Genomic DNA, 10,786 nt, shown 5'->3' with positions numbered 1-10,786 from the left:
GTTCAGAATTCGGCGCGAATAAACATTCAGCCCGAAAGAAATGTTGCTGACGCCGAGGATGGTCTTGACCTCAGGCAGCTCGGTCTTGATCGCCTTCACCGCTTTCAGCGTTTCGATGCCGGCGGTGCGATAGTCGTCCTGGCCAGTCGAGATGGGCAGCGTGAGCGCGTCGAAAATCAAATCGCACGGGCGGATGCCGTACTTGTTGACCGCCAGATCGAAGATGCGCTTGGCGATGGCCAGCTTCTTCTGCCAGGTGAGCGCCATGCCGTCTTCGTCGATGGTGAGGGCGATGACCGCCGCGCCGTAGCGCTTGGCCATCGGAAGAACTTTCGAGGTGCGCTTCTCGCCGTCTTCGAGGTTGATCGAATTGATCAGCGACTTGCCCGGCGTGCGCTTGAGCGACTCTTCGATCACGCGATGATCGGTCGAATCGATCATCAAAGGCACTTTGACTTTTTTGACTTCGATTTCGAGGAAGCGGGTGACGTCCGACATCTCGTCTCGATCCGGATCCTGCAGGTTTACGTCGATAACCTGGGCGCCGCGGCGGACCTGGGTGCGCCCGATTTCGGAAGCTTCTTCGAACTTTCCCTCGGCAATCAACCGCTTGAACTTGCGGCTGCCGAGCACGTTGGTGCGCTCGCCGACGATCACCGGCCGCGTGTCGTTGTCGATAACTAGAGTCTCGATTCCCGAAACCACCGAACGTCTAACGTTCGAGCGTTCTCGCGGACGCTTCCCCGCCACGGCTTGAACGAGCAGACGAATATGTTCTGGCGTCGTCCCGCAGCATCCGCCGACTAAATTAACCCATCCGTTTTCGGCGAAGCGCGCGATTTTCCCCGCGAGCATCGCGGGCGTCTCATTGTAATGCCCTTCTTCGTCGGGCAGGCCCGCGTTGGGCACGCAGGCGACAAAGAATTTCGAGATGCCCGACAGAGTGCGCAGGTGATCGGTCATGAAGTCGGGACCGGTGGCGCAGTTGAGGCCCATCCAGAGCAGATCGCGGTGCGCGAGCGAGGTGTAAAACGCCTCGATGTCCTGCCCGCTGAGCAGCGTGCCCATCGTCTCGATCGTTCCCGACACGGCGACGGCGGGCGCGACGCCAAGTTTTGCGATCGCGGCCTCGATGCCGACGAGGCCGGCCTTGCAGTTCAGCGTGTCGTTGACAGTTTCGAGAATCAGGATGTCGGCGCCGCCTTCGATCAGCCCTTCGGCCTGCAACTGGTAGCCGTCGCGCATTTGATCGAACGTGACGCCGCCGGTAACCGAGATGCTCTTGGTCGTCGGGCCCATCGAGCCGGCCACGAAGCGCGGCTTGTCGGTAGTGCTGAAGCGGGCGGCCTCTTCACGCGCGAGCGTCGCGGCGATGCGGTTGAGCTCGTGCGTGTCCTGCTCGAGACCATACTCGGCGAGCACGATGGGGCTGGCCTGGAAGCTCGCGGTCTCGACGATGTCGGCGCCCACCTGGAGAAAGCCGTCGTGCATGCGTCGAATCAGCTCCGGCCGCGTGCGCACGACGTTTTCGTTGCATCCTTCGTATCGAGCACCGCCGTAGTCCGCCGCGCTCAGATTTTCGCCGAGCACGAAGGTACCAAATGCGCCGTCCAGAACGAGGATTCGTTCGGCGAGCAACTCCTTGAGGAGCTTGATCCTGTGCGCATCGGTGGTCATTGTTGGATGCCCGTTTGGATGTGGGCGGTAAACCACTAAGTTATCCTAGCGATGCAAACCGCGCAATTTTGTCCGATTCGCGAGCACTTCTCTCAATGAGCACTAAATCGCAATCGCAAGGACGCCTCGTGCTGGTGACTGGAGGCGCCGGATTTATCGGATCGCATCTGGTGGACTCGCTCGTCGGCGCCGGATTGCGAGTGCGAACGATCGACAACTTTGCCACCGGCCGGCGCGAAGGTGTGAACAGTGCGGCCGAAGTCGTCGAAGCAGACATCCGGGACGCGTCGTCGATTGCCGATGCGTTCGAGGGTGTCGATACGGTGTTCCACGTCGCGGCGCAGCCGCGAATTCCGCTTTCGATCGCGAAGCCGGTCGAGACGCACATGACCAACGTGGTCGGGACGCTGAACGTGCTGATCGCGGCGCGCGATCATAAAGTGCGGCGCGTGGTGTACTCGGGATCGTCGTCGGTGTACGGCGAGCAGGCAACGATACCGCTGGTCGAGACGATGACGCCGAATCCGCTCAATCCGTACGCGCTGCAAAAGTATGTCAGTGAGCAGTACGCTCGCATGTTTCATCGGTTGTTCGCGATGCAGACGATCACGTTGCGATACTTCGGGGTGTACGGGCCGAGGATGGCTCAAGAGGGATCGTACGTGCTGGCGATCGCGGCGTTCCTGAAGGCGCGGCGCGAGAGCCGGCCGCTCGAAATTTACGGCGACGGCGAACAGACGCGGGACTTTACGCACGTCAGCGACGTGGTGTCGGCCAACATGCTCGCGATGGACTGCGAGATCGCCGACGGTCGTGCGATCAACGTCGGGCGCGGCGAAAACGTCAGCCTGAATCGAATCGCCGCGATGATTGGCGGGCCAATCGTTCACCACGAAGGACGCGCCGGCGACATGCGCGACACGCTCGCCGATCGGACGCAGGCGGAGGTAGTGCTTGGATGGCGCCCGCGCGTATCGATCGAGGAAGGCATCGCGGAACTGTTGAAGCAATCGATGTAGACGAGCAACCTCTCCCGCGGCGCTGGGCGCGCCTTGCCCTCTCCCGAGGGAGAGGGTGGAAAAACGAGGGCCGATCGGGGATTCCGACCGGCCCTTTCTGCGTTAGGCGAACTTGAGTTATTCGAACATCAGCACTGTGCGCGCGACTTCGCCGGCTTTCATTGCGCGGAACGCTTCGTTGACGTCTTCGAGTTTGCCGCGGCGGGTGATCATGTCGTCGAGATCGAGCCGGCCCTGCTGGTAGAGCTCGATGATGCGCGGCATGTCGATGCGGAAGCGGTTCGAGCCCATGAAGCATCCCTGGATGCGCTTTTCGAACAGCAAGGAGAAGCCGTCGACATCGACCTTCTGGCCGAGCGGGACCATCCCGACAATCGTGGCGATGCCGCCGGGGGCGATCGATTCGTACGCCTGCTCGGCTACGACCTTGAGGCCGATCGCTTCGAACGAATACTCGACGCCGCCGTTGGTGAGCGCCCGAATCTGTTCGACTGCGTCGCCCTTTGACGCGTCGACGGCGTGAGTCGCGCCGAGTTTCTTGGCGAGTTCGAGCTTGGCGGGGAATTTGTCGACCGCGATGATCATCCGTGCGCCCGCGATTCGTGCGCCCTGGATGATCGCGAGGCCGACGCCGCCGGCGCCGAACACGGCGACCGTCGAGCCGGGTGCAACTTTCGCGGTATTGAGCGCGGCGCCGACGCCGGTCATGACGCCGCATCCAATCAGCGCGGCGCGATCCAGAGGCACGTCGTCGGCGATTTTCACCAGCGCATTTTCGTGCAGCAGCATTTTTTCGGCGTAGCCCGACAGGTCGGCGAACTGATTGACCATCTTGCCTTTTTGCGAGAGCCGCGGCTTGTCGCTGGCGGCGCGCTGCGTGGCGGCCTTGTTCGAGCAAAGATTGGGATGGCCGGACATGCATTCCTCGCAGTAGCCGCAGAAGACCGACAGGCATGCGATGACGTGGTCGCCGGGCTTGAGGTAGGACACCTGCGAGCCGACTTTCTCGACGACGCCGGCGGCCTCGTGGCCGAGAACTGCGGGCGTCGGCCACATGTAGAGGCCGTCCACGAAATGGAGATCGCTGTGGCACACGCCGCTGGCGACGGTGCGCACGACGACTTCGCGCTCTTTGGGTTCGTCGATATCGACCTGCTCAATCGTGAGTGGCTGACCGGGACCGTGGAAGACAGCAGCTTTCATTTTTTTAGAACCTCGAATTCTTTCTTTTTTTAGTGAATCAACGCTAGTTGAACATCAGGACGGTGCGCGCAACTTCGCCGGCCTTCATCGCGCGGAACGCGTCGTTGACGTCTTCGAGTTTGCGACGCTGGCTGATCATGTCGTCGAGGTTGAGCCGGCCCTGCAGGTAGAAGTCGATGTACTTCGGCATGTCGATGCGGAAGCGGTTTGAGCCCATGTTGGAGCCCTGCAGTTTGCGCTCGGTGAGAAACATGTAGCCGTCGATTTCGACCTTCTGGCCGACCGGAATCATGCCGATCACAGTCGCGGTGCCGCCGGCCTTGAGCGAATTGAATGCCTGCTCGGCGGCTTTTTTGAGACCGATCGCTTCGAACGAGTAGTCGACGCCGCCGCCGGTCATCTTGCGGATTTCGTCGACGGGATCGCTGTTCGATGCGTCAACGGTGTCGGTCGCGCCCATCCGCTTGGCCATCGCGAGCTTGCCCTCGAACATATCGACCGCGATTATTTTGCGCGCGCCGGCAATTCGTGCGCCCTGGATAGCCGCGAGTCCGACGCCGCCTGCGCCGAAGACCGCGACCGTCGAGCCGGGCTCGATCTTCGCGGTGTTGAGCACCGCGCCGACGCCGGTGGTAACGCCGCATCCGATGAGCGCGGCGCGATCGAGTGGCAGGTCCTCGCGAATTTTTACCACCGCGTTTTCATGCAGCAGCATCTTCTCGCAATAGGACGAGATGTCGAGGAACTGGTTGACGGGCTTGCCCTTTTGCGAGATGCGCGGCTTGTCATTTGGATTGCGTTGCGTGGCGGCCTTGTTCGAGCATCGATTGGGATGCCCCGACATGCACTGCTCGCAGTTGCCGCAGAACACCGACAGGCAGCAGATGACGTGATCGCCGGGCTTCACGTAAGTCACCTGCCTGCCGACTTCCTCGATGATGCCGGCGGCCTCGTGACCGAGCACCGCGGGCGCGGGATAGGGATAGAAGCCGTCAACGAAATGCAGGTCGCTGTGGCATACGCCGCTGGCGACGGTTTTGATCAGGACTTCGCGGTCCTGCGGCTTGTCGAGTTCGACGTCCTCGATACTGAGCGGCAACTTGGGCCCGTGGAAAACAGCGGCTTTCATTCTGAGTGCTCCTTGAGTGTGGCGATAAAGTTTGCCGCGCGCGCGAGCAGTGAAAAAGAAAAACGTCGTGCGCCGCGCGAGCGTACTGGCGATCACTTTAATTACCACACTGACGGTGCATTGCCAGTGCCGCCATCGCGTCGAGCGTCGAGGTTGAAGCTTCTGGAACAGAGGCAGAATCTTGAGTCGCGCGCAGAACCTCTCCCCTAACCTCTCTCCCTTCTGGAGAGGGGAACAGAGAGAGACCTGAGGACGCAGCAGAGCGCGCTAACGGAAGCGGCGGTCAGCGGTCGAGAAGGAGTAAGTCTTTGGCGCGTGTTCTTTAAGGTAAGCGCGCAGCGATTCGAGACCGTTGTCGCGAATCGTGGTCTGCCAACCGCGCGCAGACCTTTCTTCGATCCACCATTGGTTGGTAGCAAGCCTGATGTAGGCGACTGTGTTCTTCCCGATCTCGGCGCTGCCGCGGCCGCCGAAACGGCTCAAGCGCAGGTTGAACTCGTCGAGCAGTTCCTGCCAGTAATTCCAGTTCAAGCGAAAGGGTGTAGTCGGTGCGGCCGCCGCGCCCTCAGGGACATCCTGAGCCTTGATCGCGTAGCGCTCCATCAGCACCTTCTGCAAGCGGTGCGCAGTCTCTCTCTCTGCCGCGAGGGCTCCCTTGTCGGCGCTGACCCTGCGCAACAGTGCGATTTTTCGCAGTGCGTCTTCGATCGTCATCGTTCCCCCCCAGGTTGGCGATCATGCGATCGGCTGTAAATTACCCATATGACGAATTCGATTCAAGAACCCCGTCAACCGGTCTAACTCTCAATCTCCCTCGGCAGAAATGAGTTACGGGAACGATGCGGGCCGGACCGTGCCCTTGAATGGCACGCCGTCGAGCCGGGCAGCAGGCGAGTTCACGGGGGCGTAGAGCCGGGCGACGTCGTCACTATAAATGAGCCGCCAATCGGGCTGAAAATCCATCAGTCTGGCGCTCGGCCAATCTCGCTTGACCAAAACGAAATCAGTCCTATAAGCGGCGCGAGTATGCGCTGCGTCAGGCTTGCCTTTGTCCAGTTCCAGGAAATCGGCGATCACTTGCGGCGGATAGCCGAGATCATAGCGGCTATCGATGAAGACTTTCGTGCCGGGCCCTCCGTGCCAGATCAGGTACTCGCCCCAGGCGTAGTCAGCCAGCACGTTTCCCGCCAGCCGGTGGTTGTTCATGAAATCGACGGCGTCGGCAGGATTGCCTGATGCGTCAATTCCGGGCTTCAGGATTCCGCTGTACCGCGCGAATCCGATGGCGATAATGGCGATCAGAATTTCGCCGACCCAACGACCGACAGGCGGCATCGCACGAGCGCTTGCAGTATTGGCGGCCTCGCGCGGACGCAGCAGCAGGCCCAGGTGTTTGGCGAACACGGGAACGATCGCAATCGTCGCGATCGCGATATTGCGCTGGGCGGCGAAGGCGGTCGCAAGCAGTACGGCGGCGACCGCAACCAGCGGCGCGTCCGCACCTCGTGGTCTGAGAATCACCGATATAACGGCGGCGGCGAAAAAGAGAAGCACGATCGCGAAGTACTTCTGCTCGAGGCTCCCGGCGGGCGCGGTCGTGAGCGAGGCGATCAGCGGTTTCCAATCAACGATGTTGGTGTGCGTCGTCGGGTTCCGAATCGAGTAGATCAGCGTGAACCACGTTTCGCGCGCGGGTGGGATCAGGAACGTGCACAACGTCGATGCGGTAGCGGCGGCGGTAATTGCGATGATGCCGAGTCCGCGACGCGTCCCGTGACCCTTCACAACGTCGGTCAGGATAGTTGTCGCTCCGTACACGGCCGTCGCGACCAGTCCGATGAAGAATCCGCCGTGAAGATTGCACCAAATCGCCATGATCGGAATTACGATCCACAGCGGCGCCGAACCGCGCCAGTTGTGACGGGAAAGCATCGCGACTATCGCGGACAGGAACAGGAAGTCGAATATTTGTGGCCGGAACTGCATCGACGGCACGAAGATCAGCGATGCCACCACCAGTATTATGGCCTGCACGCTCACGGGCGCGGCGGTTTCGGACTCGGGGAGAACGACAAAGGAAACGGTGCCGGCGGTGCACAGGAATTTGAGCAGCTTCAAGCCAAACGGCCCGAACCGGTCGAAGGTCGCGCTCATCAAGACTTCGCTCAACCATTCATGGTGCAGCCAGCGGAAGTCCGGCGCGGAATACGAATAGACATTGTTGGGCGGCAGCGATCCATGAACCAGCAGCTCGCGGCCAAACAGAATGTGTCCCCACAGATCGGGATCGCCGACCTGGCGTATGTCCGCGATCACGATCGCGAACAGGACGAGTGCCGGCGAGTAGCGCCAGAGCGAGACGCGAGCGGGGCCGGCGGGCATGGCGGTATCCCGCTATGCGCGCGCGCCGAAGCAGATGGTCTCGTTGCTCAGCCGCACGACGCCGGCGGCGGTCGCGAATTCGCGCGCCGAGGTCACGATTGCGTCGCGCACCTGGCGGGCAACTTCGGCGGGCATCTTAGAGAACGTCGCGCGGGTGCCGCCGATTTGACTGCGGAAGTCGGCGAATGCGTCCGCCGACGGAAATTCGAACGTTACGATCATCCGTTCGATCGTCACGTCGCGAAAGCCTGCAGCGCCCAGTGCGCGTTCGAGGATCGAGGCGTCCGCTAGCCGGATCGGGTCGGGCGCGTTAGGCGGCGGCACGATTCCCGTAATTCGCCGGATCGCGTCGCGCGCGAGTCCGCACATCGGCACCTTGTCCGCCACCGACCAGACTGCGGTCGCGAAGCGTCCGCCGGGTTTGAGCGCGCGATGCATCGCGAGCATGACGCCGTCGAGGTCGGGCATGAACATGAGACCCCATCGGCAGAGCACCGCATCGAAGGAATGTGCGTCGAGGCTTAGAGATTCTGCGTCCGACTCGACGAGTTCGACGTTCTTCAAGCCCGCCGCGTCGATTCGCTCGCGCGCGATCGCGAGCATCCCGGGCGACATATCGACGGCCACGACTTTTCCCGACTGTCCAACGGCGCGCGCAGCGGTCAGCGCCGGTTCGCCGCTGCCAGTCGCGATATCGAGCACATGATTGCCGGCGCGAACGCTCGCCAGCTCGACCAACCGATCGTTGACGGTCTGCGCGGCGCGCTCGAAGGTCGGCCACCATCGCTTCCAACCCTCGGCGCTGTCGTCCCACGCGGCCTTCTGCTGGCCCTTCATTTTCAAATCGTCGGGATTCCGGTCGCTCATCGTGATTTCACCTTCGCAGCACTGTTACGCCGCGCAGACGCGCGACCGTTTGCGGATATTGTTTTTTATATGACTGGGCGTCGCCAGGCGCGAGGTTCTGATCGCCAAGAATCAACACGGCAGCCGGCGATGCCGAGGGATCATAGCGAACCGCGCGATTGAGCTGATCACCTGGAAGATAGTATCGGAGCACCTGGATCGAATAGGACGGGATCGCGGTCATGACTTCGCCCGGTTTGAGGGCGGAATCGGCCGCCGCGATCGCTTCGCGATACTGCGCGTCGTGAGGCTTGCGATCGTACGAAACGATATGACCGATCGAGAACGCGACAGCGAGCGCCAGCGCTCCGGCGCGCACGAGGTGGCCGGGCAACTCGAATATTCCCAGAGCGACGAGGATGAAAAACGGAACGAAGCACGACAACGCGTAGCGCTCGACGAAGACCGGCGCGATCGCGTACGACGCGACGACCATCATCACAGGCGGCGCCCACATCCAGAGCAGTGCGAAGGCGATCGAATCGCGCGCACCACGCTGCCATCCGCGGAGCACGCCCCAGATTGCCAGCGCCGCGAGGATAGGGAATGCAAAGCTGCCGGTGGCCTTGTTGAACAGCGCGAAGGGCTCGTAAAAAGCGGGAGCCTTGCGCCATCCGCCGATGCTTCCAAACGAAGCCGCGTGCATCAACGAAAAGACTTTGGGAAGGAGAATCGCTCCCGCTGCCGCGAGCGCGACAAGGATATTGAGCGCGCGCCGCGCGTTCGCATTCCCCTTGCGCCATCCAGCCCGTCCCTCGCGAATTATCAAGTACGCCAGCCACAGGCATTCTGTATCGGGAATCAGTACGGCGGCGAAGTTCGACGCGATCGCAAATGCGGTCAGCACAACGACTGCCGCGTAGTTCGCGATCCCGCCAACCCTAAGCGCGCGGAGAAGCATCGCCACTTGCGCGAGGATCGCCGCCAGCATCAGCGGATACATCCGCGCCTCACGCGAGTACTTGATTGTGACGAGGTTCACTGCGATGACCAGGGCACTCAGCCCGGCAATCATCTTGACGTCGTCCCGGCTGAGCGCGGATTTCTCGAACAGTTCAAAGACCACGAGGTAGACCAGCAGGATCGACAAGACGCCGAGTGCTGCCGACAGCGAGCGCATCGCGGCCATGCTCGAGCCGAAAAGCGCGATCCAGCCATGCAGCATCAAATCGTGTATCGGCAGCTCGCCGGGATTGAGCGACGGTTGGCGTGCGATCACTTCGGCGGTGCTCGGTGCGGAGGCGGCGGCCCATGACGCGCCTTCGTCGGGCGACATTTCGAGCGCGCCGAGATTCGCGAAGCGGAATGCGCCGCCCGCGGCGAGAGCGACGATGAGCAAGAGGATACTTAGCGCACGGGCCGTAACGATCGGACGAGAGTTCGTTTGGTTGCGAGTAGTTTCGCGAGGCGGATCGCGCTCGTCGGCTTTGGATGCGGCCGTGGTCAGAGACCCTTCCTTAGCTGCGGCGCGGGACGAAAGCCTACCGTGCGAGACGCGGCGATAATCATCGGCGCGTTGGTGCGAGGATTGAACCCCGCGCGAGCTTTGCGCCGACGCACCGAAAAGGTTCCGAAGCCGGGCACCCAGAAGCGCTTGTCCTTGCGAATCGAACGCGCGATTTGTTCAAACGCGAGGTCCAGGGTGGCCGCGACCTGTTTCTTCGGCTGATCGGTGGACCGCGCAATCGTGTCAATCAATTCCGCTTTGGTCATCTGCGGGACCTCCAGCGATTTTCTATAGCCGAACTTCGCGCGGAGCCATAGATGCGGGCAGTCCGATTTGATTGCGCTCGATCCACGCATCGATGGCCGCCAGCGCGCGGGTGCCCATCTCGATCTTCTTTTCACGGCCGCGCGCACGGGTCTTCAAGTCGGGCATCAGGCCGTAGTTCGCGTTCATCGGCTGAAAGTCGCGCCGCGTGGAGTCGGTGATATATGCGACCAGCGAGCCGACCGCGGTCTCCGGCGGTGGCACGACCAGTGCGCGATTCATCACGAGGTTCGCCGCATTGATTCCAGCTAGTAATCCCGCGGCTGCCGACTCCACGTAGCCCTCGACCCCGACCATCTGGCCCGCGAGAAACAGATCGTCGCGCGTTTTGAGCTGAAGCGTGGAACGGAGCAGCCGCGGCGAATCGACAAACGTGTTGCGGTGGATCGAGCCCAGGCGCACGAACTCGGCCTTTTCCAGTCCGGGAATCATTCGCAGCACGCGGCGCTGCTCGGGGTACGTCATCTTGGTCTGGAAGCCGACCATGTTGTAGAGACGGGCTCCGGCGTCGTCCTGTCTGAGCTGCACGACCGCAAACGGGCGCCGGCCGCTGCGTGGCTCTGAGAGCCCTACGGGGCGCATCGGGCCGAACGCAAGCGTCATCGGGCCGCGCCGCGCCATTTCCTCAATCGGCATGCATCCTTCGAAATAAACCGGCTTCTCGAACGGGTGCAGCTCGATCTTTTCAGACTCTATTAC

At 61.8% G+C, this 10,786-nt stretch carries 10 protein-coding genes; 1 reads left to right on the top strand and 9 read right to left on the bottom strand.

The features are described from left to right. Nucleotides 1–1,677: homocysteine S-methyltransferase family protein (locus tag VIW95_RS06295; RefSeq protein ID WP_331584584.1), on the bottom strand; the 1,677-nt coding region annotated here is incomplete at its 3' end. Between the two features lie 95 nt (nucleotides 1,678–1,772). Here VIW95_RS06295 and VIW95_RS06290 point away from each other — a divergent pair. After that, the gene (locus tag VIW95_RS06290) at nucleotides 1,773–2,696 is read left to right on the top strand and encodes an NAD-dependent epimerase/dehydratase family protein (protein ID WP_331584583.1); all 924 of its coding nucleotides are present in this window, start codon (nucleotides 1,773–1,775) and stop codon (nucleotides 2,694–2,696) included. Between the two features lie 117 nt (nucleotides 2,697–2,813). Here VIW95_RS06290 and VIW95_RS06285 read toward each other — a convergent pair whose 3' ends face one another. The 8 genes from VIW95_RS06285 to trmFO all read right to left on the bottom strand — a co-directional run. Continuing rightward, complete coding sequence (locus tag VIW95_RS06285; RefSeq protein WP_331584582.1) at nucleotides 2,814–3,899, bottom strand: Zn-dependent alcohol dehydrogenase; 1,086 nt, start codon at nucleotides 3,897–3,899, stop codon at nucleotides 2,814–2,816. A gap of 43 nt (nucleotides 3,900–3,942) precedes the next feature. Continuing rightward, nucleotides 3,943–5,028: a Zn-dependent alcohol dehydrogenase gene (locus VIW95_RS06280; protein ID WP_331584581.1), complete on the bottom strand. Its 1,086-nt coding sequence runs from the start codon at nucleotides 5,026–5,028 to the stop codon at nucleotides 3,943–3,945. Nucleotides 5,029–5,295: 267 nt separating this feature from the next. Continuing rightward, nucleotides 5,296–5,742, bottom strand: a complete 447-nt coding sequence (locus tag VIW95_RS06275; protein ID WP_331584580.1) for a hypothetical protein — start codon at nucleotides 5,740–5,742, stop codon at nucleotides 5,296–5,298. A gap of 114 nt (nucleotides 5,743–5,856) precedes the next feature. Beyond that, nucleotides 5,857–7,410 carry a hypothetical protein gene (locus VIW95_RS06270; protein WP_331584579.1) on the bottom strand — a complete coding sequence of 518 codons (1,554 nt, stop codon included), beginning with the start codon at nucleotides 7,408–7,410 and terminating at the stop codon, nucleotides 5,857–5,859. Nucleotides 7,411–7,422: 12 nt separating this feature from the next. Further along, on the bottom strand, nucleotides 7,423–8,277 hold the full coding sequence (locus tag VIW95_RS06265) for a class I SAM-dependent methyltransferase (protein WP_331584578.1): 855 nt from the start codon (nucleotides 8,275–8,277) through the stop codon (nucleotides 7,423–7,425). Nucleotides 8,278–8,284: 7 nt separating this feature from the next. Continuing rightward, nucleotides 8,285–9,655, bottom strand: a complete 1,371-nt coding sequence (locus VIW95_RS06260) for a glycosyltransferase family 39 protein (protein ID WP_331584577.1) — start codon at nucleotides 9,653–9,655, stop codon at nucleotides 8,285–8,287. Nucleotides 9,656–9,759: 104 nt separating this feature from the next. Continuing rightward, the gene (locus VIW95_RS06255) at nucleotides 9,760–10,029 is read right to left on the bottom strand and encodes an HU family DNA-binding protein (RefSeq protein ID WP_331584575.1); all 270 of its coding nucleotides are present in this window, start codon (nucleotides 10,027–10,029) and stop codon (nucleotides 9,760–9,762) included. Nucleotides 10,030–10,051: 22 nt separating this feature from the next. Continuing rightward, a partial coding sequence (gene trmFO, locus VIW95_RS06250) for a methylenetetrahydrofolate--tRNA-(uracil(54)-C(5))-methyltransferase (FADH(2)-oxidizing) TrmFO (RefSeq protein WP_331584574.1) occupies nucleotides 10,052–10,786 on the bottom strand: 735 nt, incomplete at its 5' end.

This window comes from Binatus sp. (SeqCode) (genome assembly GCF_036522015.1).
In the GTDB taxonomy this organism is placed as follows: Bacteria; Desulfobacterota; Binatia; order Binatales; family Binataceae; genus Binatus.
Note: the sequence above shows the minus strand (reverse complement) of the source record. Positions and strands in the feature narration are given on the sequence as shown.